Origin of the sequence: Dactylosporangium sp. NPDC051541 (genome assembly GCF_044454505.1) — a bacterium.
GTDB lineage: Bacteria > Actinomycetota > Actinomycetes > Mycobacteriales > Micromonosporaceae > Dactylosporangium.
Map to the genome: position 1 here is coordinate 150590 of NZ_JBITDU010000017.1, position 23685 is coordinate 174274.

General features: G+C 71.7%; 18 protein-coding genes. 9 read left to right on the forward strand and 9 right to left on the reverse strand.

What is annotated here, in order from left to right; translation table 11 throughout:
* Positions 1–210: 210 nt before the first annotated feature.
* Both ACIA8L_RS46635 and ACIA8L_RS46640 read right to left on the reverse strand, forming a co-directional pair.
* Positions 211–696 carry a hypothetical protein gene (locus ACIA8L_RS46635; RefSeq protein ID WP_395915190.1) on the reverse strand — a complete coding sequence of 162 codons (486 nt, stop codon included), beginning with the start codon at positions 694–696 and terminating at the stop codon, positions 211–213.
* A 106-nt stretch (positions 697–802) separates the two neighbouring features.
* Positions 803–1750 (reverse strand): LysR family transcriptional regulator, encoded by a 948-nt coding sequence (locus ACIA8L_RS46640; protein WP_395915192.1) that lies wholly within the window; start codon positions 1748–1750, stop codon positions 803–805.
* Positions 1751–1822: 72 nt separating this feature from the next.
* Between ACIA8L_RS46640 and ACIA8L_RS46645 the strand changes: the two genes are divergently transcribed.
* The gene (locus tag ACIA8L_RS46645) at positions 1823–2737 is read left to right on the forward strand and encodes an EamA family transporter (protein ID WP_395915194.1); all 915 of its coding nucleotides are present in this window, start codon (positions 1823–1825) and stop codon (positions 2735–2737) included.
* Positions 2738–2747: 10 nt separating this feature from the next.
* A complete protein-coding gene (locus ACIA8L_RS46650) occupies positions 2748–4226 on the forward strand; it encodes a PLP-dependent aminotransferase family protein (RefSeq protein WP_395915196.1) in 1479 nt (492 codons plus the stop codon).
* Between the two features lie 459 nt (positions 4227–4685).
* Here ACIA8L_RS46650 and ACIA8L_RS46655 read toward each other — a convergent pair whose 3' ends face one another.
* Both ACIA8L_RS46655 and ACIA8L_RS46660 read right to left on the reverse strand, forming a co-directional pair.
* Positions 4686–6527: an AMP-dependent synthetase/ligase gene (locus ACIA8L_RS46655; protein ID WP_395915198.1), complete on the reverse strand. Its 1842-nt coding sequence runs from the start codon at positions 6525–6527 to the stop codon at positions 4686–4688.
* A 178-nt stretch (positions 6528–6705) separates the two neighbouring features.
* Positions 6706–7326 carry a TIGR03085 family metal-binding protein gene (locus ACIA8L_RS46660; RefSeq protein WP_395915200.1) on the reverse strand — a complete coding sequence of 207 codons (621 nt, stop codon included), beginning with the start codon at positions 7324–7326 and terminating at the stop codon, positions 6706–6708.
* 107 nt (positions 7327–7433) lie between these two features.
* Here ACIA8L_RS46660 and ACIA8L_RS46665 point away from each other — a divergent pair, with 107 nt between their 5' ends.
* The 3 genes from ACIA8L_RS46665 to ACIA8L_RS46675 all read left to right on the forward strand — a co-directional run bounded on the left by ACIA8L_RS46665 (position 7434) and on the right by ACIA8L_RS46675 (position 12647).
* The gene (locus ACIA8L_RS46665) at positions 7434–9281 is read left to right on the forward strand and encodes an ABC transporter ATP-binding protein (protein ID WP_395915255.1); all 1848 of its coding nucleotides are present in this window, start codon (positions 7434–7436) and stop codon (positions 9279–9281) included.
* Positions 9278–11050 carry an ABC transporter ATP-binding protein gene (locus ACIA8L_RS46670; protein WP_395915201.1) on the forward strand — a complete coding sequence of 591 codons (1773 nt, stop codon included), beginning with the start codon at positions 9278–9280 and terminating at the stop codon, positions 11048–11050. The genes ACIA8L_RS46665 and ACIA8L_RS46670 overlap by 4 nt, the downstream gene beginning before the upstream one ends.
* A gap of 1156 nt (positions 11051–12206) precedes the next feature.
* A complete protein-coding gene (locus ACIA8L_RS46675; RefSeq protein ID WP_395915204.1) occupies positions 12207–12647 on the forward strand; it encodes a hypothetical protein in 441 nt (146 codons plus the stop codon).
* Between the two features lie 329 nt (positions 12648–12976).
* Here ACIA8L_RS46675 and ACIA8L_RS46680 read toward each other — a convergent pair whose 3' ends face one another.
* From ACIA8L_RS46680 to ACIA8L_RS46695, 4 genes are all read right to left on the reverse strand, one after another.
* Positions 12977–13567, reverse strand: coding sequence for a TetR family transcriptional regulator (locus ACIA8L_RS46680; RefSeq protein WP_395915206.1), 591 nt, complete (start codon positions 13565–13567; stop codon positions 12977–12979).
* A 265-nt stretch (positions 13568–13832) separates the two neighbouring features.
* Complete coding sequence (locus ACIA8L_RS46685; protein ID WP_395915208.1) at positions 13833–14570, reverse strand: ABC transporter permease; 738 nt, start codon at positions 14568–14570, stop codon at positions 13833–13835.
* 3 nt (positions 14571–14573) lie between these two features.
* Entirely contained in the window at positions 14574–15353 is a 780-nt protein-coding gene (locus ACIA8L_RS46690; protein WP_395915210.1) for an ABC transporter ATP-binding protein, read from the reverse strand.
* 155 nt (positions 15354–15508) lie between these two features.
* On the reverse strand, positions 15509–18313 hold the full coding sequence (locus tag ACIA8L_RS46695; protein ID WP_395915212.1) for a hypothetical protein: 2805 nt from the start codon (positions 18311–18313) through the stop codon (positions 15509–15511).
* A 295-nt stretch (positions 18314–18608) separates the two neighbouring features.
* Between ACIA8L_RS46695 and hisI the strand changes: the two genes are divergently transcribed.
* From hisI to ligD, 4 genes are read left to right on the forward strand one after another with little or no spacing between them, the layout of a single operon-like run.
* Complete coding sequence (gene hisI / locus ACIA8L_RS46700) at positions 18609–18956, forward strand: phosphoribosyl-AMP cyclohydrolase (protein WP_395915214.1); 348 nt, start codon at positions 18609–18611, stop codon at positions 18954–18956.
* On the forward strand, positions 18953–20488 hold the full coding sequence (locus ACIA8L_RS46705; protein ID WP_395915215.1) for an anthranilate synthase component I: 1536 nt from the start codon (positions 18953–18955) through the stop codon (positions 20486–20488). The genes hisI and ACIA8L_RS46705 overlap by 4 nt, the downstream gene beginning before the upstream one ends.
* Complete coding sequence (locus ACIA8L_RS46710; protein ID WP_395915217.1) at positions 20485–21018, forward strand: Trp biosynthesis-associated membrane protein; 534 nt, start codon at positions 20485–20487, stop codon at positions 21016–21018. The genes ACIA8L_RS46705 and ACIA8L_RS46710 overlap by 4 nt, the downstream gene beginning before the upstream one ends.
* 10 nt (positions 21019–21028) lie before the next feature.
* Entirely contained in the window at positions 21029–22297 is a 1269-nt protein-coding gene (ligD, locus tag ACIA8L_RS46715; protein ID WP_395915219.1) for a non-homologous end-joining DNA ligase, read from the forward strand.
* 270 nt (positions 22298–22567) lie between these two features.
* Here ligD and ACIA8L_RS46720 read toward each other — a convergent pair whose 3' ends face one another.
* A complete protein-coding gene (locus ACIA8L_RS46720; protein ID WP_395915258.1) occupies positions 22568–23638 on the reverse strand; it encodes a hypothetical protein in 1071 nt (356 codons plus the stop codon).
* Positions 23639–23685 lie beyond the last annotated feature (47 nt).

Below are 23685 nucleotides of genomic sequence, written 5' to 3' on the forward strand. Positions count from 1 at the left end.
CGGTCTTGTGCGGTGTTCGTCTTGTGCGGTGTTCGTCTTGTGCGGTGTTCGTCTTGTGCGGTGTTCGTCTTGTGCGGTGTTCGTCTTGTGCGGTGTTCGTCTTGTGCGGTGTTCGTCTTGTGCGGTGTTCGTCTTGTGCGGTGTTCGTCTTGTGCGGTGTTCGGCAGGGGAGGTGCCGCAGCGTCGGGTGACGCTGCGGCGGGTGGAAGGTCAGTCTGCTTTTCGGCCGGCGGCTACGGCTATGCCGACGATCCAGCCGACGAACAGGCCGTAGCCGGACGCGCCGGCGGCGGCGTTGAGGGCGCCCAGCATCGTGGGGTCGGACACGATGAAGGCGGTGGTGAAGGCGGCCAGCGCGGCGCCGAAGATCAGCGCGGCCCAGCCGACCACGAAGGCGCCCCCGCCGCCGGCCACGGTGCGTGCCGCGACGGCCAGGACGAGGGCCACGAACAGGATGACGAGCAGGGCTCGGAGGTCGCTCGCGAGCAGGTCGCGGGCGGCGTCGCCGGAGCCGTCACGCGGGCTGATCCACCAGCGCGGCCAGGCCAGCATGCGCAGGAAGAAGCCCCATACGGTCGAACCGTCGCTGTGCCGGTCGACCCACTCTGTGAAGATCTGGTTGCCGAAGATGACAACCAGGAGCACCGTCGCCAAAATGCCGGCGCCGGTCGCGGTCCGGGATCGGAAGAGCGCCATGGGTTGAATGTAAGGGGCGCCGCCGAAACGTGCAGAAGTGAACACGATGAGTGAAAATTCGCCCGAGTTTGTGCGCGAAGGCGGCGCTGAGCTGGGCGGACGCTGGTCAGACGACGTGAATGACCTCGGGGGTCGGCGCCCATTCCGGCAGGTCGGCGGGGCGGTGCCGAATTCGCCACGCCTCCTGGAGCGCATTGATGGTCGCCCCGATCGCCGGTCTGGTCGCGGCGGCGGCCCGCCACGCCACGCTGACCCGCCGGGCCGCCTCCGGGGCGACCGGCCTGGCCACGACCCCGGCCGGCAGGGCGGTGCGGGCCAGCCGCGGGATGAACGCCACCCCGAGCCCCTCGGTCACGAACGTCAGCTGCGTCTCGAACTCGTTGACCAGGATCGCCGGCCGCAGCCCGGGCAGCATCCGCAGCAGCCACTCGTGGCAGACGGTCCCGGGCGTGGAGCCGATCCACCGTTCGTCGCGCACCTCGTCGAGGGTGACCGGGCCGGGCCCGTGGGCCAGCGGGTGGCCGACCGGCAGGATCAGGTCGCCGACGTCGAGGCCGAGCTCGACGCTGGCCACGCCGGGCGGGTAGGTCACCGGGATCTCCAGCCACTCGTCGATCAGCGCGACGTCGACGATCCCGCGCAGAATCCCGGCGAAGCTCGCCTCCCGGTCGGTCTCCAGCAGGGTCGGCTCCAGCGCCGGGTGGTCGGCCGCGAGCCGCCGCAGCGCGTGGGGGAGCAGCCCCCGGCACGCGGTCGGGAACGACGAGATGCCGATCCGCCCCGACACCGTCTCCTGGTGCGCGGCCAGGGCGGCCTCGGCCCCCTCGACTGCGGCGAGGACCAGCCCGGCGTGCTCGGCCAGGACCCGGCCGGCCTCGGTCAGCCGCAGCCGCCGCCCGTCCTTCTCGACCAGCGTCGCCCGGGTCTCCCGCTCCAGCTTGGCGATGTGCTGGGATACGGCGGACGGCGTGATGTGCAGCGCCCCGGCGGCGGCCGTCACGGTCCCGAACGTCTGGACGGCGCGCAGCGCCTGCAGGCGAGCCAAGTCAAGCATGAAGCAATACTAAAACAAGCGTGCAGTATTTTTCGATGGTGCTTCACGGTCAGCAGGCCAATCATCGGAGGCATGAAACCTCGCGACCTGGCCCTGGCGCTGCTCGTCACCGTCGTCTGGGGCGTCAACTTCGTGGTCATCCACGTGGGCCTGGACAGCATGTCGCCGCTGCTGTTCTGTGCGCTGCGGTTCGGGGTGGCCGCGCTGCCCGCGGTGTTCCTGGTCGGCCGGCCGCAGGCGCCGTGGCGCTGGATCATCGCGACCGGGGTGGCGCTCGGCGTGGTCAAGTTCTCGCTGCTCTTCGCCGGCATGGCGGCCGGGCTGCCGTCGGGGCTCTCCGCGCTGGTACTGCAGAGCCAGGTCGTATTCACCCTCGTGTTCGCCACCGTGCTGCTGCACGACCGCCCGGGCCGGCGCCGCACCGCGGGTGTGGTGCTCGCCGGCGCGGGCATCGTCCTCATCGCCACCCAGCTCGGCCTGGACCGGCCCCTCGGCGCGTTCCTGCTGGTCGTCGCGGCCGGCGCGGCCTGGGGCCTGGCCAACATCGCGATGCGCAAGGCGTCGGCCGAGAACATGCTCAACTTCATGGTCTGGGTGAGCGCCGTGGCCACCCCGCCGCTGATCCTGCTCACGCTGACGGTCGACGGTCCGGTCTACGTGTGGAACACCGTGAAAAACCTGGACCTGTCGGGAATCGGGGCCATCCTCTACATCGCCTACCTCAGCACCCTGCTGGGTTTCGGCATCTGGGGCCGTCTCATAAGCCGATACGGCGCCGGTACCGTCGCTCCGTTCGCCGCCCTCGCTCCCGTCTTCGCCATCCTGTCGGCCGCGGTCTTCCTGCACGAGAAGATCCACTGGTACGACCTGGTCGGCGGCGCGGCGATCCTCGCCGGTGTGCTGCTCCCCACCGTGAAATTGGACTTGCCCGGCACGAAAAGAGGTGCAAGTCTGAGGCCAATCAAGCCAAGCGTGAAAGCCAATTAGGGGAGTGGCCTTGTCTGCGATCGTCCGCGGCGCCCAACTGGCCCGCATGCTCAACGCCTGGCAGGTCGCCGTGGGCGTCCGCGGCCCGGCCGGCAAGCGCCCCGAGTACGTCGTCCTCGCCAACGCCGTCCGCGGCCTGCTCATCGACGGCCGCCTGGCCCTCGGCGTCCGGCTCCCGGCCGAGCGCGAGCTGGCCGCCGCCCTCGGCATCAGCCGCACCACCGTCACCGCCGCCTACCGGGAGCTGCGCGAGAGCGGTCACGTCTCGAGCCGCCGCGGCGCCGGCAGCTGGACCGAGCTGCCGGCCGGCCACCGGGTCGGCACGACGGGCCTGTGGACCCCGAGCGACGAGGCCGGCCTGATCGACCTCGGCTGCGCCGCGATGCCGGCCCCGCCGGAGCTGGCGGCCGCGGCCGCGGAGGCGGTCACCGACCTGGAGCACTACATGGCCGGCCCCGGCTATCAGCCCATGGGCCTGCTGGTGCTGCGCGAGGCCATCGCCGGCCGCTACACCGAGCGCGGCCTGCCCACCTCCCCCGAGCAGGTGATGATCACCGGTGGCGTCCAGCAGGCCCTGGACCTGCTGCTGCGCCTCCTTGTCGCGCCGGGCCAGCGGGCCCTGGTCGAGACACCCACGTACCCCAACGCCCTGTCCGCCTTTGTCGCCGGCCGGGCCCGGATCAGCTCCTACGCGATCGGCCCCGACGGCTGGGACCCCGACCTGCTGCTGTCCACGGTCCGCGCGGCGCAGGCCCGGGTCGCCTACCTGATCCCGGAGTTCCACAACCCGACCGGCCACCTGATGCCGGCCTCGCTGCGGGAGAAGCTCCCGCCCGCCGCCCACGCCGCCGGCACCGACCTGATCATCGACGAGTCGTTCGTGGACCTGGCCCTCGACCAGGAGCTGACCGCGGACGGCGCGCTGCCGCCAGCGGTGGCCGCGTTCGACCGCACCGCCCGGGTGCTCACCATCGGCGGCATGAGCAAGGCGTTCTGGGGCGGCCTGCGCATCGGCTGGGTCCGCGGCCCGGCCCCGCTGATCGCCCGCCTGGCCGCGGCCCGGGTCGGCGTAGACATGGCGTCGCCGGTCCTCGACCAGCTCGTCGCCACCCGCCTCCTGCAGCGCCGCGACACGATCGTGTCGGCCCGCCGCAAGCAGCTGCTGGTCCAGCGGGACACCCTGGCCGCGGCGCTGCGGGCGGAGCTGCCGGAGTGGCGGTTCGTCCTGCCCCGCGGCGGCATGGTCATCTGGGCCGAGCTCGACGCGCCCGTCTCCAGCGCCCTGGCCCGCTCGGCCGAGGAGCTCGGCGTGCGGGTCGCGCCCGGCCCCCGGTTCGGCGCCGACGGGACCATGGAACGGTTCATGCGCCTGCCGTTCACGCTCCCCGAGACCGACCTGATCGAGGCCGTCCGCCGCCTGGCCGAGGCCCGCACCGACCTGGACCGCCCCCGCCGCCACGCCTGGTCGGCCCAGACCGTCCTCGCCTGAACGCCAACAAAGCCCGTGAATACCCCGTCGGGCGAAAAATCCGACATGTCGAGCGCAGCGCGGCGCGCAGCGCCCGACATGTCGGCCTGAAGCGTGGACGGGTGTGTGTCGAGCGCGGCGTGGCCCGGAGCACTCGACATATCGGCCTCGACCGGTCGCGATCAGCGCCTTCAGGTCTCGGTGGTGGTCGCGCGCAGCACCCGGCATGTCGGCCTCACGCGGCGCGTCAGACGTATCGGCGTCAACCGAGGACTGATGCGTGCCGAGCGTGGCTCGGTGCGGAGTGCCCGACATGTCGGCCTCGACCGAGGGCCGAGGGCCGGCGCGTCCGGACCGGTCCTGGAGCAAGAGCATCCACGACCGGTCCTGGCCTGAACCGGACAAGCATCCAGACGCGTCGTGGCCCCCGGGGATGGCGGTTCCCGGGGGCCACGACACTGTGGGGTGTGAATAGAGGCTTTAGATCTCCGCGAGCGCTCCCGCGTACATCGAGTCGATGTCGGCCGAGAACGACTTCTCGACGGCCCGGCGCTTGACCTTCAGCGACGGCGTCAGTTCGCCGTCCTCGATCGAGAGGTCGCGGCTCAGGATCGTGAACTTCTTGATCTGCTCCCACCGGTTGAGCTTCGCGTTGAGCTCCTTGACGTAGCCGCCGACGAGCTCGGCGGCCTCCGGTGCGGCGGCGATCTCCGCGTAGGACTTGCCGGCCAGTGCGGTGCCGTCGGCCCAGCCCTTGATCGCGTCCGGGTCGAGCGTGACCAGCATCGTCACGTAGTTGCGGGCCTGACCGACGACGATGGCCTGGGACGTGTAGGGGCAGACGGACTTGAACAGGCCCTCGATGTGCGACGGGGCCACGTACTTGCCGCCCGACGTCTTGATCAGGTCCTTCTTGCGGTCGGTGATGCGCAGGTAGCCGTCGGCGTCGAGCTCCCCGATGTCGCCGGTGCGGAACCAGTGGTCGTCGGTGAAGGCGGCCGCGGTCTCGTCGGGCAGGTTGTGGTAGCCCCGCATGACCGGCGTCCCGCGCAGCAGCACCTCGCCGTCGGTGTCGAGCTTGACCTCGAGGTCGCCCAGGGCCTGCCCGACGGTGCCGATCTTCGCGTGGTGCTCCCGGTTGACGAAGGACCCCGCTGACGTCTCCGTGAGGCCGTACCCCTCCAGGATCGGCAGTCCGGCGGCGAAGAAGAACGTCGCGATCTCGGGCGCGAGCGGCGCCGACCCCGACACCATGGCCCGCATCCGGCCGCCGAGCCGGGCCCGCAGCTTGCTGAAGACGAGCTTGTCGGCGATCCCGTACTGCAGCTTCAGCACCCCGCCCGGCTCGCGTCCGGCCTGCCGCTCCGCGACGACCTTCCGGCCGACCCCGAGCGCCCAGCTGAAGATCTTCAGCTTGGCCCCGCCGTCGGCCTGGGCGCCGGTGACGACCCGGTTGTACACCTTCTCGAAGACCCGCGGCGCCGCGCACATCAGCGTCGGCTGGATCTTGCCGAGGTTGTCGATGAGCTTGTCGACGCGCCCGTCGACGTAGGTCGGGATCCCGCAGTAGATGACCCCGCACAGCAGCGTCTTGCCGAACGAGTGCGACAGCGGCAGCCACAGGTACTGCAGGTCGTCGGGGCTGAGCACGCCCGTGTCCTGCTGCGTCTTGCCCTGCCAGATCCAGCCGGCGTGCAGCAGCTCGACGCCCTTCGGCCGCCCGGTCGTCCCGGACGTGTAGATCAGGGTGGCCAGCCGGTCGCCCTCGATCCCGGCCACGATGTCGTCGATGAGCCCGGGGTTGGCGGCGATCGCCGCCTGTCCGGCCGACTCCAGGTCCGCGAGGGTCATTGCCGGTTTCGCTTCGGTACCGCTCGGAGCCCCGTCGATCAGCACGATGTGCGTGAGCTGGGGCAGGTCCGCGCCGTCGAGCTTCGCCGCCTGCTCGGGATTCTCGGCGAAGAGCACCTTCGAACCGGAGTCCGCGACGATGTACACGGCCTCTTCCGGCTCGGTCGTCGGGTAGACGGTGGTCGTGGCCGCGCCGGCGAGCATGACGCCGAGGTCGGCCAGGATCCAGTCGACGCGCGTGTTGGACAGCACCCCGACCCGGTCCTCGGGCCGCACGCCGAGCGTGGTCAGGCCGGCGGCGATGGCGCGGGCCCGGGCGTCGACCTCGCGCCAGGTCATCCAGATCGCCTCGCCGGCGTCGCCGGGGGCGGGGCGGCCGAGGGCACGCTGGTCGGGGCTGGTGGCGACCCGGTTGAGGAACATGTCCGGGATCGAGCGGTACGGCAGTTCGAGCCGCTGGGTCTGGGTCATGTCGGGCTGCCTCCGGGGCGTCCGGGAGAGTACGCCGCCGGTCCGTGACTGCCGTCACGTCCGTCGGTTACGTGACCGTAAACCGTCGATCCCGTTACCGGCTAGACCCGAAACCGAAACGTGAGAGAACTGTCGAATACGCCGTCTAGAACCAGAATCCAGACCCAGCGGGGGTACTTCAAATGCCCAGACGTGCGCCGCGGAGCCGGGCGACGAGATCGTCGTCGCCGGTGATCGATACGTCGGCGCTGGACTGGCGGCCGCTGAAGAACAGCACCAGCTCCCCGGGTGCGCCGGTCACGGTGACCGTGCGCTCCTGCTTCGGGTTGACGGTGAACGCCTCGACGTCGGGGCCGCCGACCTCGATGCGGGCCGGGAACCGGCGGGCCGACAACCGGGCCGTGCGCTGCGCGTTCTTGGCCAGGGACTGGGAGTACCCCCGCGAAATCGGTCTTTGTGACCACCCCGGCGTGGCCCGGCGGATGTCCTCGTGGTGGACGAAGAATTCGACCACGTTCATGGCCTCGTCGAACGGTCTCAGCAGGACCGGGCCTTTGCGGACGCGCTCGACCAGAGCGGGGTAGTCGCCGGCGGCGAGGCCGTCCTGGACCTTGCGCGTGTGGCCGGCGACGGGCTTGAGCATGATGCCGGCGGCCGCGTCGGGGCGGTGCTCGCGCAGGACGAGATGGGCGGCGAGATCACGCGTGGCCCAGCCGTCGCAGAGGGTCGGCGCGTCGGGTCCCGCGGCGAGGAGGGCGTCGGCGAGCGCGGCCCGCTCGGCCTGAGCGAACGCAGTCATGGGCATAACGCTAGTCCCAAAGTTGTCGTACCTGCTCGGTAAGGTAATCGTGCGCTTGGGAGACTTACCGGCGCAGACACAGGGGGCATGCGGTGACCAGTGGCAAAGTGCTCGCGAAGGGCTTCCGGGTCCTCGGGCACGCGGTCCGTGACGAGCCTCACATGTTCGCCTGGTCCGTCGTCGGCAGCGTGCTGTTCGCGCTCCTGACGATCGGCACCGCGTTCGTCTCCGGGCGGGTCGTCGGCGACATCGTGGTGCCCGCGTTCGACCGCGGCAGCGTGGCCACCGGCACCATCCTGCTCGGCGGGTGCGCGATCCTGGCGATCAGCCTCGGCAAGATCGTCGGCATCTTCGGCCGCCGCCTCGGCGCCGGCGCGATGCAGTTCAACCTCCAGGCGAAGTATCGCCGCGCCGTCACCCGCCGCTACCTGCGCCTCCCGCTCGCCTGGCACCAGCGCCACGCCACCGGGACGCTGCTGTCCAACGCCAACGCCGATGTGGAGTCGGCGTGGTATCCGATCGCGCCGTTCCCGTTCGCGGTGGGCACGGTCGTGATGCTGGTCGCCGCGGTCGTGTCCCTGTTCGTCACCGACTGGGCGATGGCGCTGGTCGGCGTGGCCGTGTTCCCGGCGCTGCTGCTGGTCAACGTCGCCTACTCCCGGCGGATGTCGCCGCGGGTGGCCCGGGCCCAGCAGCTGCGGGCCGAGGTCAGCGCGGTCGCGCACGAGAGCTTCGACGGGGCGCTGGTCGTCAAGACGATGGGCCGGGAGGCGTCGGAGACCGAGCGGTTCGCGGCCAAGGCCTTCGAGCTGCGCGACGCCACCATCCGCGTCGGGCGGGTGCGGGCCATGTTCGACCCGGTCCTCGACGCCCTGCCGAGCGTCGGCACCCTGGCCGTCCTGGTCGTGGGCGCCTACCGCTACCGCTCCGGCGCCGTCGGCGTCCAGGAGGTCGTCAGCGTCACGTTCCTGTTCACGGTGCTGGCGTTCCCGGTGCGCGCGATCGGCTGGGTCCTGGCCGAGCTGCCCCGCAGCGTCGTGGGCTGGGAGCGGATCCGCCGCGTCCTCGACGCCGAGGGCGACACCGTCTACGGCACCACCGAGCTGCCCGGGGCCGGGCCGGCGGCGCTGCGCTTCGACGGCGTCGGCTTCGCGTACGCCAACGAGGACGGCGACGGGCCCACCGTCCTCACCGACGTCACCTTCGACGTCCCCGCCGGCCGCACGGTCGCCCTGGTCGGGCCGACCGGCTCCGGCAAGTCGACGATCGCCGCCCTGGCCGCCCGCCTCGTCGACCCGGCAGCGGGCACGGTGACGCTCGACGGCGTCGACGTGCGCGAGCTGAGCCAGGACGCGCTGACCGGGAGTACCTCCCTGGTCGCGCAGATCCCGTTCGTCTTCGACGACACCATCCGCGGCAACATCACCCTCGACCGGGCCGGCGTCGACGACGAGGAGGCCTGGCGGGCGCTGCGCCTGGCCCAGGCCGACGGCTTCGTCGGCCACCTCGCCGACGGGCTCGACACGACGGTCGGGGAGCGCGGCACGTCGCTGTCCGGCGGCCAGCGCCAGCGCCTCACGATCGCCCGCGCCCTGGCCGGCTCGCCGCGGCTGCTGGTCCTCGACGACGCCACCAGCGCCGTCGACCCGCGGGTGGAGGCGGCGATCCTGGCCGCGCTGCGCCGCGGCGGCGGCCATACCGCGGCGTCGATCCTGGTCGTCGCCTACCGCCGGGCCACGATCGCCCTGGCCGACGAGGTGGTCTACCTGGAGCGGGGCCGGGTCGTGGCCCGCGGCACCCACAGCGAGCTGCTGGAGACCGCGCCCGGCTACGCCGACCTGGTCACCGCCTACGAGAAGGCGGAGGAGGAGCGGGAGCGCGAGCACGAGTTCGACGGCGACCGCCTGGACGACGGCCGCGAGGGCCACCGCGACGAGGAGGCCCTGAGCGCATGACGACAACGGTCGAGGGTGCTTCGCGCCCCTCCGTTCTCCGCCGTGGTCTGGCCCTGTCGCCGGACCTGTTCACCGGCCTCGCCGGCACCCTCGGCCTGGCCCTGGTCGCCACCGCCGGCCGGGTCGCCGTCCCGGTCGCCATCCAGCAGGGCATCGACCGCGGCATCCGCGCCTCCGGCGGGCCCGACCTCGGCGTCATCACCCGCATCGTCGCCGTCACGGCCGGCGTGCTGGTGGTGACGATGATCAGCGCCTACCTGATGAACGTCCGGCTCTTCACCGTCAGCGAGACGGCCCTGGCCGCCATCCGCGCCCGCACGTTCCGGCACATCCACGACCTGTCGATGCTGCACCAGCAGTCGGAGCGCCGCGGCGCCCTGGTCTCCCGGGTCACCGGCGACGTCGACCAGATCAGCCAGTTCCTGCAGTTCGGCGGCCTGCTCTTCGTCGTCAACCTGGGCCAGCTCACGGTCACGACGATCGTCATGCTGTTCTACTCGTGGCAGCTGACCCTCGTGGTGTTCGCCGCCTTCGCCCCGCTCGTCTTCGTCGTGCGCTTCTTCCAGCGCCGCCTCAGCGTCCTCTACATGGAGGTCCGCGAGAGCGTCGGCGCGATGCTCGGCGTCATCGCCGAGAGTGTCGTCGGCGCCCCGGTCGTGCGCGCCTACGGCATCCAGCGCCGCACCGGCGAACGCCTCGACGGCGCCATCGAACGGGCCCGCCGCAACCAGTTCCGGGCCCAGACCAACAACGTGATCAGCATGAGCTTCGGCGAGCTGGCCGCCGGTCTGGCCCTCGGCGGCGTCATCGTCGTCGGCACCCTCCTCGGCGTCGGCGGCGGCCTGACGGTCGGCCAGCTGACCGCGTTCCTGTTCCTGGCCACCCTGTTCGTCCAGCCGGTCCAGGTCGCCACCGAGGTCCTCAACGAGGCCCAGAACGCCATCGCCGGCTGGCGCCGCGTCCTGGACATCATCGAGACCGAGCCCGACGTCGCCGACCCCGGCACCGCGGGCCGCACCCTGCCCGACGGCCCCGTCGACGTGACCTTCGAGCACGTCCACTTCGCCTACCCCGACGGCCCCGAGGTCCTCACCGACGTCGACCTGACCGTGGCCGCCCGCACCCGCGTGGCCGTCGTCGGCGAGACCGGCAGCGGCAAGACCACGTTCGCGAAGCTCCTGACCCGACTGATGGACCCGACGAAGGGCCAGGTCCGCCTGTCCGGCATCCCCCTGGCCGAGCTCCGCTTCGCCTCCCTGCGCAGCCGCGTCGTCATGGTCCCGCAGGACGGCTTCCTGTTCGACGCCACCATCGCCGCCAACGTCCGCTTCGCCCGCCCCGCCCTCACCGACGCCGACCTGCAGCGGGCCTTCACCGAGCTCGGCCTGGCCGACTGGCTCGACTCCCTCCCCGACGGCCTGCACACCGAGGTCGGCGAACGCGGCGAGTCCCTCTCCGTCGGCGAACGCCAGCTGGTCGCCCTGGCCCGCGCCTACGTCGCCGACCCCGACCTCCTGGTCCTGGACGAAGCGACAAGCGCCGTGGACCCGGCAACAGAAGTCCGCCTGCAACGCACCCTGGACGCCGTGACCCGCGGCCGCACGACGATCGCGATCGCCCACCGCCTGTCCACCGCCCAGTCCGCCGACGAGGTCATCGTGGTCGACCAGGGCCGAGTCGTCCAGCGCGGCCCACACGCCAGCCTCCTGACCGACCCCACCTCCATCTACGCCCGCCTCTACGCCTCCTGGCTCGAACAAACCCGCTGACCCCCGTCCGTCCCCTCCTGAACCGCCCTCTGCCTTCCGCCCATCTGTCGTGCCCGAGCCGCTCGCTGCTTTTCGCCCGACGGCCGGTCGTTTGGTTGTGTCCGGGCCGCTCGCTGCTTTGCGCCCGGTGGCCGGTCGTTGGTTGTGTCCGGGCTGCTCGCTGCTTTCGGCCGACGGCTGGCCGCTGATCCAGGTGCCGCGGCTGCCGCCCTGCCGCGCCGCGTTCACGGTGCCGCAGTGCTCGCTGGGCGCCGGCTCGGGTTGAATGCTGCTTCGGCCCGTCGGCTGTCCGTATTCGTCGTGCCTTCGCGTGGCCGTGCCAGTTGACGATGTTCGCGGTTCCCACCGCGACGATGAGGGCCGGGCGCCGCTCCAGATGGCGCCGGCTCGGGTTGAATGCTGCTTCGGCCCGTCGGCTGTCCGCATTCGTCGTGCCTTCGCGTGGCCGTGCCGGTTGACGATGTTCGCGGTTCCGGCCGCGACGATGAGGGCCGGGCGCCGCTCCAGATGGCGCTGGCTCGGGTTGAACGCTGCTCCGGCCGCGACGATGAGGGCCGGGCGCTGGTCCAGGCGGGTCGCTCGGGGTGGCTCGGTCAACGGAGAGCGCGCTGCGCCGTGGCACGCTGGCGCTGAGGTGCTCGTGTCGTTCCGCGGTTTTGCTCCGCTCGGCGCCACCGCACTGCGCTGATCGCAGTGGCCACTCGGGCGTTGTGCCGTCGCGCCGAGCGCTCACGTCATCCCGTGCCCTTGCCCGCCCCGCTGCGCCCCTCGGCACTGCCTCGCGCTGATCGCACCGGCTGCTCGCGTGTTGCGTCCTGCCGTCAAGTACTCGCCTCGGGCGGTTCTTTCTGCGTGTTTGCACCACGGTGCCCGCTGCGCCGGGTGGTTGTAATGGCTGGGCGGGCAGTGGCTGGACTTGTGCTCGATAAGTCGGGCGCTTCGCGCCGCGACTTATCGGATTTTTCGCCTGACGGCTCCTATTTCCGATGCGCACGATTTGCGTAGGTCGGCGAATGCGAAGGGCGGGGGGCCGCGGCTGGTTGGCGTCGGTTGTCGGGTGGGGAGCGCTTGAGGGTTGAGGCAGTGGCGGAGGCATTCACGGGGGGCGCTATGTGTTGGGCGTTCTAGCTAGGCTTTGATGGCCTACATTGGCTGCATGGCAGCCGGGGGGCGCCGATTCGTGCCGGTGCCGGTGCGCATCGCGGTGACGGGGTTCAACGCGGTGGGCTTGGTCATGTTCACGCTGGCGTTGATGGCGCTCGGGGTGCTGCTGTCGGGGATGCGGGTTGATCCGGTGACGCAAGGGGGTACCGGATATCTCGACTTCATTTTGTTCTTCAACGCTGTGCTGTTTCTGTCGCCGCTCGCCGGGGTGTTGGTCTTCCTCGGCGTACGGGTCAAGCGGGGTGAGCACTGGGCCTGGCTTTCCAGCCTCGTGTTCTGGGCCTTCGTCGGGACGATGACGCCGCTGCTGGCCTGGGTGCTTGAGGCGCCGGTGTCGGTCCGGGTGGTGCCGGTGCTGTGCGCGGCGGCGATGTTCGGGCTGCTGATGACGCCGCAGGCCCGCACGCACTGCGCGGAGCCCGACGACGATTGAACGTGACCGCTGCGGCCGACCTGTCCAACGACGGACCTGCCCAGACGAGACCTGCCCAAAGAGCAGACCTGCCCAGACGAGATCCGACCGGACCAGACCAGACCTGCCCGGACCTGCCCAGACCTGACCTGCCCAGACCTGACCAGACCGACCTGGCCGGTCGCTGTTGGCTGGCGAGGACCGGCCCGGACGCTGTGAGCCGGCCGCGCGTATGACGCGGCTGGTGAGGAATCCGCGGCTGTCGTTGCCGGTCCTCGTCGTTGCTGCCACTTGCGGTCGCGGGGCTCGGTCGACATGACGACTGCGGTCGCCCTGTCGGCCGCGGCGGGTCAGGGGAGGGGGTCGGCAAGGTACCGCTGGACTGTCGGGGCGATGCTGCGCACCACCTCGTCGGTGGGCATGGAGGCCAGCGGTTCGAGCTTGAGGATGTACCGCAGGATGCCCAGGCCGATCATCTGCGAGGCGACCAGCGCCGCCCGTGTCGGGGCCTCGGCCGGGTCCAGGTCCAGGGCTTTGGTCGCGCGGCGCAGGATCTGGCTCACCAGGAACTCGCGGAGCATGCGGGCGGACCAGTCGTGCTGCATGGCGCTGCGGACCAGGGCGATGACGGGCGTGCCGGCCGGGGAGTCCCAGACGGACACGAACGTGCGGACCAGGCGTTCGCCGACGCCGTCGAGGCCAGGCTCGAAGACCTGGGGCAGGATCTCGCCCGGGTCGATGGGGGCGTTCATGGTGGCCAGAAACAGTTTGTCCTTCGCCCCGAAGTAGTGGTGGACCAGGGCCGGGTCGACGCCGGCGGCGGCCGCGATCTGCCGGATGGATGCCCCTTCGAAGCCGCGTTCGGCGAAGGCCTGGCGGGCGGCGGCCAGGATCGCCTCGCGGGTGTCCTGGTTGCCGGGGCGTCGTCCGGTGCGAGCCATGTGCCTCTTCCTGATTGTCGTACCGGCGCGGTGCCGTCCTCGTCCAGAGCCGAGTCGTCAGCCTATGCGGTCCGTCCGGCGTGCACTGGGGGTGTGGGGGGCGCGGAGCCCCCTGCCCGGGGCGGGAGCGAAGCGGCCTCGGAATCCCCTTCTTCGGCTTTTGCTTGTGCTTTCAGGCTTTCTTGCGCTGTTCAGGGAAGCGGCGTCCGGACGTCCCGAGCCCGGACTCGGTGGTCGAGCCCGGGCCGGGACCCGATCGAAGCGGTCAGGCGGTGCGGCGGCGGAGGGTGGCCGCGCCCAGGAGCAGGGCCACGATGACGCAGCCGACGACGATGGCCAGGTCGCGCCACATGGTGCCGGTCGGGTCGGTGTGGGCGCCGAGTTCGGTGAGGGCCTGCACCGCGTATGACATGGGCAGGACGTCGCTGATCGCCTCCATCCAGCCCGGCATCCGGTCGCGCGGCTGGAGCAGGCCGCACAGGAGGACCTGTGGGAGTACCACCGCGGGCATGAACTGCACGGCCTGGAACTCGCTGTCCGCGAACGCGCTGACGAGCAGGCCGAGGGCCATGCCGAGGACGGAATTGGCGACCGCGATCACGCCGACGAGCCACGGTGGTCCTAGGGTGTCCAGGCCTAGGAGCCAAAAAGCCAGAGCAGAGACGATTGCCGCTTGTACTGCTGCCGCGACCGCGAACGCCAGACCGTACCCGAGCAGGATGTCGACCTTGCCGATGGGGGTGGTGAGCAGGCGCTCGAGGGTGCCGCTGGTGCGTTCGCGGAGCATCGCCACGCTCGTCAGCAGAAACATGATCACGAGCGGGAAGACCCCGAGCATGATCAGGCCCACGCGGTCGAACAGCAGCGGGTTGTCGTCGTAGAGGTACCGCAGCAGGGTCAGCAGCACCGTCGGCACCACGAGGATCAGCGCGATGGTCCGGCGGTCGTGGCGCAGCTGGCGGAGGATCCGCCCGGCGGTGCCGAAGGTCAGGCGCAGGGACATGGTTCAGCCCACCTTCTCGGTGTTGTGCGTGGGCCCGGGCTTGTCGGTGTTGTGCGCCGGGTCGGGCTGTTCGGTGTCGTGGGCCTGCACGAGCCTGAGGAACGCCTCGTCGAGGTCGTCCGTGCCGGCTGATTGCCGTACCGCCGCCGGGGTCTGATCGGCTATCAGATTGCCTTCGCGGATCAGCAGGAGCCGGTCGCAGCGCCCGGCCTCGTCCATGACGTGACTGGACACGAGCAGCGTGGAGCCGGCTTTGGCGAGGGCGTGGAAGCGCTGCCACAGTTCGTTGCGCAGCACCGGGTCCTGGCCGACGGTCGGCTCGTCGAGGACCAGCAGCTGCGGCTTGCTCAGGATCGCGCAGGCCAGTGAGGCCCGGGCCCGCTGCCCGCCGGAGAGCCGCCCGACGAGCTGGTCCTTGGCCCGGCTCAGCCCGACGTCGGAGACGGCCTCGTCGGCCGCGGCGGCGCCGAGCCCGTACAGCGAGGCGAAGTAGCGCGCGTTCTCCTTGACGGTCAGGTCGGCGTACACGCTGGGGGCCTGCGTGAGGTAGCCGACCTTGTCGCGCAGCGGCCGCGACCCGGCCGGGTGGCCCAGGACGGTGACGGTGCCGCTGACGATCTTCTGCACGCCGACCACGGCGCGCATGAACGTGGTCTTGCCGCTGCCGCTGGGGCCCAGCAGCCCGGTGACGCTGCCCGCGGGGACGGTGCAGGTGAAGTCGTGCAGCACCCGCCGCTTGCCGCGCGCGATGACGAGGTGCTCGACCTCGATCGCGTTGCTCATCGTGGGTTCGCTCCTTCTGGCGGTCTGGATGTGGCCTTTTCGGAAACTCAACGCTTGATGAACTCAACGGTAGATGAATTCGTTGGGCCGGGCAAGGCCGTAAATACGACAGAGGGCGGACCGGTTGCCCGGCCCGCCCTCTGAGGTGGAGATCGTTACAGCGAGAGGACCCGCTCCAGGAAGTCCTTGTACTGCCGCAGCGCCACCCGCAGCGCCTCGGTGTCGGGCTTCTTCGAGTGCTTGCTCGGGTTGAGCGCGTGCTGCTGCTCCTGCAACTTCTCGGCGAGCGTCTCGATCACGTCACTGACCACGGCACTGGCCCGCGCGACCGCCTTGACCGGGTCGTCGACGAACTTCGACTCCGCCTTCACCAGCCGCGTCCGGAACTTGTCGGCCCGCTTCCGCTTCCACAGCACGATCCGCTCTTCGACGATGTCCCCGGGCGCCAGCTGCGCCGCCGCCGCCAGCTCATCCTCATCGTCGGCTTCTTCGTCGTCGTCCTCGTCCACTTCGTCGACGACCACGAGCACGACGTCTTCCTCGTCCTCGTCGGCCTCGGCCGCGAGCTCCTCGTCACCGCTGTCGTCCGCGTCCTCGTCAGCCTCGGCCGCCGGCTCGTCAACGTCGTCAGCTTCTGCGGCGGGCTCGTCGACGTCGTCAGCCTCGGCCGCCGGCTCGTCAACGTCGTCGGCTTCCGCGTCCCCGTCGACTACGAGCAGCACAACACTTTCAGCCTCGGCCGCGACCTCGTCCTCAGCGCCGCCCTCGTCAGCGAACCCATCGACGTCACCATCGACCACGACCAGCACGACGTCCTCGCCGGCCACGTCTTCCCCGGCCGCGTCCTCTGCGCCGTCCTCGTCCGCGGCAGCGTCCTCGACGACGAGCACGACGACGTCCTCGCCCGCGACTTCCTCTTCACCGGCGTCGTCGGCAGCCGCGTCCTCGACCACGAGCAGCACGACGTCCTCGGCACCCTCAGCGTCAGCGCCGACCTCAGCCTCCGCGACCTGCTCGTCCTCAGCGGCCTGCTCGTCGCCCGCGACCTGCGCGGCCTCATCGACCTGCGCGGCCTCTTCGGCCAGTTCGGCCTGCTCGGCCGCGAACTCCTCAGCGGCGTCCTCGGCCGCCTCGACCTCAGCGGCGGCCTCCTCGGCTACGGCCTCCGCCGCGACCGCCTCCTCAGCCGCCTCAACGGCCGCATCGAGGGCCAGCTCAGCGTTGGTCTGCGCCTCGGCAACGGCAACAGTGTCCGCCGGGTCGACTTCAGCGACCGCCGCGGCCAGCTCCTCAGCAACCGCCTCGGCGATAACCGCGTCAGCCGCCGCCTCAACCGCCTCCTCGTGCGCGATGGCCGCGTTGGTCTGCGCCTCAGCAACCGCCGCGACGAGCGCCTGCCCCTCAGCCTCCGCCGCGATATCTTCAGCACTGGCCGCAAGTACCGCGTCAACCACGTCGTCCTCGACCTCGACCGCGGCGGCGGGCTCCTCGGCCACGTCCTCGGCGGCGTCGGCCTCGTCGGCGGCCGCAACCTCGGCGGCGGGCTCCTCGGCTTCCTCGTCGGTGCTCTCGGCCTCGGCGGCGGGCTCGTCGGCCTCACCCTCCGCGTCGGCTTCCGCGGCCGGCTCGTCGGCGGGCTCGTCCTCGGTGCCGGCGTCAGCCTCGGCGGCGGGCTCGTCGGACGCGTCCTCGTCCGTGCTCTCGGCCTCGGCGGCGGGCTCGTCGGACGCTTCCTCGTCGCCGGTCTCGTCGGAGGTCTCGGCCTCGACGTCCTCGGCCACGTCGGCGGCCGGCTCGTCCGTGGTCTCCTCGGCGGCGGGCTCCTCGGCCGCTTCCTCCGACGCCTCGATGTCCTCGGCGGCTTCGGCGGCGGGCTCGTCGTCGGAGGCGGCGTCCTCGGAGTCGGTGTCGTCGGAGGCTTCGATGTCCTCGGCCACGTCGGCGGATGCGTCCTCGGCGGTGGCGTCTGCGGCGGTGGCGTCTTCGATGGCGGCCTCGTCGGAATCGGTGGAGGCTTCCTCTGCCGTCACCGCTTCCGGTTCGTCCGTAGCCGCGAGGTCCTCCGTTTCCGCAGCCGGTTCGTCGCTCTCCGCGGTTTCGCTCTCCGCGACCGGGTCGCCATCGTCGTCCGCCTCGCTCTCCGCGGCGGGCGTGTCGCTTTCCGCGACCGGCTCGTCGGCGTCCTCGGTCTCGGCGTCCGCGGCCGGGGCCTCATCCTCGACATCGGACACATCGGCAACAGCTGCTTCGGCGTCGACATCCTCGGCGTCGACATCCTCGGCGTCGGCGGCCTCGGCGGCATCGGCGGCGGCGTCGGTGTCTTCCACCTCGGCGTCGGCGTCGGTGGTGTCCGAGACGGCCACCGTGTCGGTCACCGCGGGCGTGTCGTCCTCGGCGGTCACCTCGTCCGATGAAGCGACCTCCGGCGCGGCCACCTCGGAAGCGTTCACCTCGTCCGAAGCGTCCGCGTCCGCAGCGTCCACCGCGTCCGCAGCAGCCGCCTCGTCCGCAGCGCCCACCTCGGCGGCGGTCTCGTCTGTGTCCGTCTCCGTGACGGCTTCGGCGTCCTCAACCCCAGAGTCCGCGGCGTCGGCCGGGCCGACCAAGGCGGAGATGTCGTCCGGCACCGTGACCGAGATCGACGGATCGTCGGCGAGGTGCTCCCCCTCCGAGAGCGCCTCGCCGGAGTCGGAACCGGAGCCGGTGCTGGAAGCCGCCTCGGTGGCCGAGTCGGCGGTGTCGGTGTCGGCGGTGTCCGCCGAGTCCGTGGCGTCAGTGGTGTCCGCGGCGGTCGGCTCGGCGGCGGTGGTGTCCGCGGTGGTGGACTCGGCCGTCGGGGCGTCGGTCGAGGCCAGGTCGGCGGGGGTGGCGTCCACGGGCTGGCGCGGCGACGGTACTACCGCCTCGGCGGCGCCGTCCGCGGGTGGCTGGTCGTTCGGCGGGGTGATGTTGGGGTGCATGAGGGGTTCTCCGTCCGCTCGGTCCGAACGGGGGCAGCCACCCGGTCGGACTGCTGGTTGGCTCAGCGCTGGGGTCGCGGACGCCGGGAGGCCGACACGGCGCCCGGGAACCGACGACCGCATGACCGACGGTGGGGTGCCCCCGGAAGACGGGTAGGGGGTGGCCGTCGGCGAGCGGGGAAGGGTGGGCGACCGCGCAGATCTTCCGTGCGGCGCACCTGCAAGGTACTCCCGAAACACCACCAGCCATAGACCCCAAACCGCCGAGTATCCACGGTGCGGGAGAATTCATCTCGTGCCGTCGAACCTGGATGCCGAAGTCGCGAACCGTCTCGTCCGCAACGACGCCGGACTGGTGCCGGTGATCGTCCAGGAGGTCGGCACCGGCGAGGTCCTCATGCTCGCCTGGATGGACGACGAAGCCCTCCACCGGACCCTCACGACCGGCCGGGCGACCTACTGGTCCCGCAGCCGCAACGAGTACTGGGTGAAGGGTGAGACCTCCGGTCACGTCCAGCACGTCAAGTCCGTCGCCATCGACTGCGACGGTGACACGCTGCTGCTCACCGTGGAGCAGACCGGTGCCGCCTGCCACACCGGCAACCACACCTGCTTCTACACGCCTTTGGAGGTCTCCGGATGACGACCGGTGCCGTCGCCCCCGACGAGACAACGTTCCGCGAGCTGGCCCGCACGCGCCGTGTCGTTCCGGTGACGCGCAGGCTCCTGGCCGATGGTGAGACGCCGGTCGGGGTGTACCGCAAACTCGCCGGCGGCCCCGGGACGTTCCTGCTCGAGTCGGCGGAGCAGGGGGCGGGCGCGGCCGGCGCGGTGTGGTCCCGATACAGCTTCATCGGCGTGCGCAGCATCGCCACCCTGATCGAACGGGACCAGCAGGCCTCGTGGCTGGGCACGCCACCGGCGAACGTCCCCGTCGACGGCGACCCGACGGCGGTGCTCAGCGCGACGATCGCGGCCCTCACCGCCGACGACGCCGACCTGCGCGACCTCAACCTGCCGCCGCTGTCCGGCGGGCTCGTCGGCTTCCTGTCCTACGACGCCGTACGCCGCTTCGAACGCCTCCCCGACATCGCCCTCGACGACCTCGGCCACCCCGAGCTCGGGATGATGCTCGCCACCGACCTCGTCGCCCTCGACCACTTCGAGGGCTCGGCGCTGCTCATCGCCAACGCCGTGCTGCCGGCCGCCGGGGCCGACGAGGCGGAGGTGGCGGCCGCGTACCACCAGGCGATCGGCCGGCTCGACGCCATGACCACGGCCCTGTCCCGGCCCACCCCGCCGCTGGTGTCCACAGTGGACCGGGTGGCGCTCGGCGAGGTCGTCAGCCGCACCCCGGCGGGGGAGTACCCGAAGGCGGTCGAGCAGGCCAAGGAGGCCATTCGGGCCGGGGAGTGCTTCCAGATCGTCGTCGCCCAGCGCTTCGAACGCGCGACCGAGGCCGACCCCCTCGACGTCTACCGGGTCCTGCGCACCACGAACCCCAGCCCGTACATGTACCTGCTGCGCTTCGAAGGCTTCGACGTCGTCGGGTCCTCACCCGAGGTCCACGTGAAGGTCGCCGGGCGCCGGGCCCTGCTCCACCCGATCGCCGGCACCCGCTGGCGCGGCGCCACCCCGGAGGAGGACGCCGCTCTCGCCGCCGACCTGCTCGCCGACCCCAAGGAGCGCTCCGAGCACGTCATGCTCGTCGACCTGGCCCGCAACGACCTCGGCCGGGTCTGCAAGCCCGGCACGGTCGAGGTCCCCGAGTTCATGACCGTCGAGCGGTACTCCCACGTCATGCACATCGTCTCCACCGTCGTCGGCGAACTCAACGACGACCGCACCGCCTTCGACACCCTCGCCGCCACATTCCCGGCCGGCACCCTGTCCGGCGCCCCGAAGGTCCGCGCGATGGAGATCATCGAGGAGCTCGAACCGACCCGCCGCGGCCTCTACGGCGGCGTCGTCGGCTACTTCGGCTTCGGCGGCGACATGGACACCGCCATCGCGATCCGCACCGCCCTGATCCGCGACCGCATGGCGTACGTGCAGGCCGGCGCCGGGATCGTCGCCGACTCCGACCCGGCCGCGGAGGAGACGGAGACCCGCAACAAGGCCGCCGCCGTCCTGGCCGCGATCGCGACGGCCGAGACGCTGCGGCCGGCCCGATGACGTTCCAGGGGCGAAGGGGCCTGACGACCGTCGCGGTCGCCTGCGCCGTGGCCGCCGCCGTGGTCCTGCTCGCCGCGACCCGCAGCTGGCAGGACCTCGTCACCGCCCAGCCGGCCCCGCTCCCACCGGTCACCGAGCACCGCACCGGCACCGACGTCGCCCCGTGGCTGCCGGCCCTCGGCGTTGTCGCCCTCGCCGGCGCCGGCGCCCTGTTCGCCACCCGGGCCGCGGCCCGCCTCGCCGTCGGGGTCCTGCTCGTCCTCGCCGGCCTCGGCACCGCCGTCGCGTCCCTCGTCACCCTCGACGACCACGTCAACGCCGGGTGGCCGCTGCTGTCCACCCTCGGCGGCCTGATCATCGTCGCCGCCGGTGCGGTCACGATCCGGACCGGGCGCTCCTGGCCCGGCATGAGCGCCCGCTACGAACGCCCCTCACAGGCAGTACCCCCGAAAGCAACTGCTTCTCAAACCGAACTGTGGGACGCCCTCGACCGGGGTGAAGACCCGACCGAAGGACATCGGCCCGAGTAGGGTCGGCGCCATGGCGAGCAGCGCTGAGGAAGTGATCGAAGTCGCCGGGCGTGCGGTGACGATCACCAACCCGGACAAGGTGTACTTCCCCAAGTCCGGCCGCACCAAGCTGGAAGTGGTCCGCTACTACCTGGCGGTGGCCGACGGCGCGCTACGAGGCGCCGGCGGGCGGCCCATGGCCCTCAAGCGCTACGTCAACGGCATCGAAGGCGAGGCGTTCTTCCAGAAACGGGCCCCCGCGAAACGCCCCGAGTGGATCGAGACCGCGGAGCTGCGCTACCCGTCCGGGCGCACCGCCGAGGAGATCGTCCTGCGCGACGCCGCCCAGCTCGCCTGGGTCGTCAACCTCGGCTGCCTCGAACTGCACACCCACTCCGTCCTCGCCGAGGACCTCGACCACCCCGACGAGCTGCGCATCGACCTCGACCCCGTCCCCGGCGTGCCGTGGGGGCAGGTCGTCGACGTGGCCCTGATCGCCCGGGAGGTCCTCGAGGAGTACGGCCTCGCCGGCTGGCCCAAGACGTCCGGCTCCCGCGGCTTCCACATCTACGCCCGCATCGAACCCCGCTGGACGTTCGCCGAGGCCCGCCGGGCCGCCGAAGGCTTCGCCCGGGAAGTCGCCCGGCGCGCACCGGACCTCGCCACCGGCGCCTGGTGGAAAGAGGAACGCCACGGCGTGTTCCTCGACTACAACCAGAACGCCAAAGACCACACCACGGCTTCCGGGTACTCCGTGCGCCCGTCCGAAGAGGCAAAAGTCTCGACCCCGCTCAGCTGGGACGAAGTCCCCGGCTGCGACCCGGCCGACTACACCATGGACACCGTCCCCGGCCGCACCGACCCGTGGACCGGCATCGAAACCGCCCGCGGCTCCCTCGAACAGCTCCTCGAACTCGCGTCGACGTTCAAGAAACGCGCCCCCGCGAAGAAAGGCACCGGCCGCCGCCAGCCGACGATGCCCCTCATCGAGATCACCCGCACCGCCACCCGCGAGGAGGCCCTGACCGACCTGGACCGCTGGAAGGAACGCCACCCGACGATCTGGCCGCTCCTGGAACCCGCCGACGTCCTCGTCGACTCGATGCGCGGCATCAACTCCGTCTGGTACCGCATCCGCATCAACCTCGTCCACGTCCCCGAACCCGACCGCCCGGCCCAGGAGCCGCTCGAGCACGAGTTCGACCCGTTCGCCAAGTGGAAAGAGATGCAGGCCCGCGGCGAGATCCCGGCCCGCTGGCGCCGCCCCGAGACTCCGGAGACCGTCGAGCAGCCGGAGTAGCCCTGGGGCCGAGAAGAGCACAAGCCCAGTCGGCGGGTGTACTGCCACAAACCCGAACGGCCGGTCAAAGCCGACACACACCAGCTCATGCCGCGGCGGCGACGGATCGTAGGCGCCCCCGGCGGCGACGGGGATCGCGGCCACCGCGGCCGCCTTGAACCCGGTCGCCGAGAACGCGGCGGTCGCACCTTGAACCGCGGCGGAGACGGCCAGGGGCTCCACGGCCGGGCGGGGCTGGGCCGGTCGGGGGTGCACGGCGACCGGCGGGTGTCATCGGGCCGGCTCCGGGTCGTCGATCCAGCCGGCCAGCAGGACCAGGCCGGTGGGGCGGTGCACGGCCAGGTAGCCGAAGGGCTCGTCGAACCGTACCGTCACCCGGAGCGCTCGGGCCGTCGCCGGGGCCGGGTCGAGCGTCATCGGGACGATCGGCGCGCGGGTGACCGGGGCGGCGCGGAAGCCGGGGCCGGTGAACGCGGCCGCGACGCTCACCGCGGCCGTCGCCACCCGCAGCGGCTCGTCGCTGATGCCGGGGAACAGGGCCGGCTCGGACGCCGCTCGCAGGCCGAACACCTCGGCGGTGCGCAGCAGGTCGTGTGCGGCCGCGGCGGCGAAGCGGGGGACCTTGACCACCAGCTCGGGTGCCGGGTCGGCCGCGTCGACGAGCGCCGAGCTGACCCCGGGGCCCTTCCGCGCGACCGTGGCGGTGCCGAAACTTTCCACGGCGGTGGCGAGGACGTCGGGCGGTGGTGCGGCGCCTCCGGCAGTACACAGGACAACATCAATGTCGCGAGTCCCGCGGACGGTCAGGAGGGTGACCACGGCGGACGCGGTTTTCGCGGCCCGCAGGGCCGTCAGGTCGGGATCGCGCCGGTGCAGGGACGCGAGCCGGCGGCCGGCCCAGGGACCGGCGGCGGGGCGCAGGACGCCGTCGGTGAACGGGACGGCCCAGTCGGCGGTGACGGCCAGGGCCGCGGCGAGCACGACACCGTCCGCCTGGACGTCCGCGAACGGTAACGGCGGCACCGGGGCGCCGGTCTGCGCGGCCGCCCACGCGTCCAGCAGTGGCCGGTCGATCAGCGGGTCACCGGTCAGGCGGGGGTCGGCCCGGGCCGCCCAGTCGAGGGCGAGCGGCAGCCCCTCCCGGGTCCACAGGCCGAGCGCGCTGCGGACCGGCAACGCCAGCGGCCCCGGCGCCACCGCGGCCAGCTCCCGCGCGACCCGCCCGGACGCCACCGACGCCAGCAGCGCCAGCAGGGGATAGATCGCGGCGGCGGAGAACACGGCCCCCGGCGACCGGCCCGCCCAGGTCGCCGTCAATGTGTTCGCCCTCGCCGCGCTCATGACGGTCACGATAGAACAGGGGTACGACAAAACCCGGCGGCGAGGCA

Coding starts and splice junctions, on each gene's coding strand:
- ACIA8L_RS46690 (WP_395915210.1), bottom strand. CDS start 15,353: ATGAGCAACGCGATCGAGGTCGAGCACCTCGTCATCGCGCGCGGCAAG.
- ACIA8L_RS46685 (WP_395915208.1), bottom strand. CDS start 14,570: ATGTCCCTGCGCCTGACCTTCGGCACCGCCGGGCGGATCCTCCGCCAG.
- ACIA8L_RS46705 (WP_395915215.1), top strand. CDS start 18,953: ATGACGACCGGTGCCGTCGCCCCCGACGAGACAACGTTCCGCGAGCTG.
- ACIA8L_RS46675 (WP_395915204.1), top strand. CDS start 12,207: ATGGCAGCCGGGGGGCGCCGATTCGTGCCGGTGCCGGTGCGCATCGCG.
- ACIA8L_RS46670 (WP_395915201.1), top strand. CDS start 9,278: ATGACGACAACGGTCGAGGGTGCTTCGCGCCCCTCCGTTCTCCGCCGT.
- ACIA8L_RS46660 (WP_395915200.1), bottom strand. CDS start 7,326: ATGACTGCGTTCGCTCAGGCCGAGCGGGCCGCGCTCGCCGACGCCCTC.
- ACIA8L_RS46635 (WP_395915190.1), bottom strand. CDS start 696: ATGGCGCTCTTCCGATCCCGGACCGCGACCGGCGCCGGCATTTTGGCG.
- ACIA8L_RS46680 (WP_395915206.1), bottom strand. CDS start 13,567: ATGGCTCGCACCGGACGACGCCCCGGCAACCAGGACACCCGCGAGGCG.
- ligD (WP_395915219.1), top strand. CDS start 21,029: ATGGCGAGCAGCGCTGAGGAAGTGATCGAAGTCGCCGGGCGTGCGGTG.
- ACIA8L_RS46720 (WP_395915258.1), bottom strand. CDS start 23,638: ATGAGCGCGGCGAGGGCGAACACATTGACGGCGACCTGGGCGGGCCGG.
- ACIA8L_RS46710 (WP_395915217.1), top strand. CDS start 20,485: ATGACGTTCCAGGGGCGAAGGGGCCTGACGACCGTCGCGGTCGCCTGC.
- ACIA8L_RS46655 (WP_395915198.1), bottom strand. CDS start 6,527: ATGACCCAGACCCAGCGGCTCGAACTGCCGTACCGCTCGATCCCGGAC.
- ACIA8L_RS46640 (WP_395915192.1), bottom strand. CDS start 1,750: ATGCTTGACTTGGCTCGCCTGCAGGCGCTGCGCGCCGTCCAGACGTTC.
- ACIA8L_RS46695 (WP_395915212.1), bottom strand. CDS start 18,313: ATGCACCCCAACATCACCCCGCCGAACGACCAGCCACCCGCGGACGGC.
- ACIA8L_RS46645 (WP_395915194.1), top strand. CDS start 1,823: ATGAAACCTCGCGACCTGGCCCTGGCGCTGCTCGTCACCGTCGTCTGG.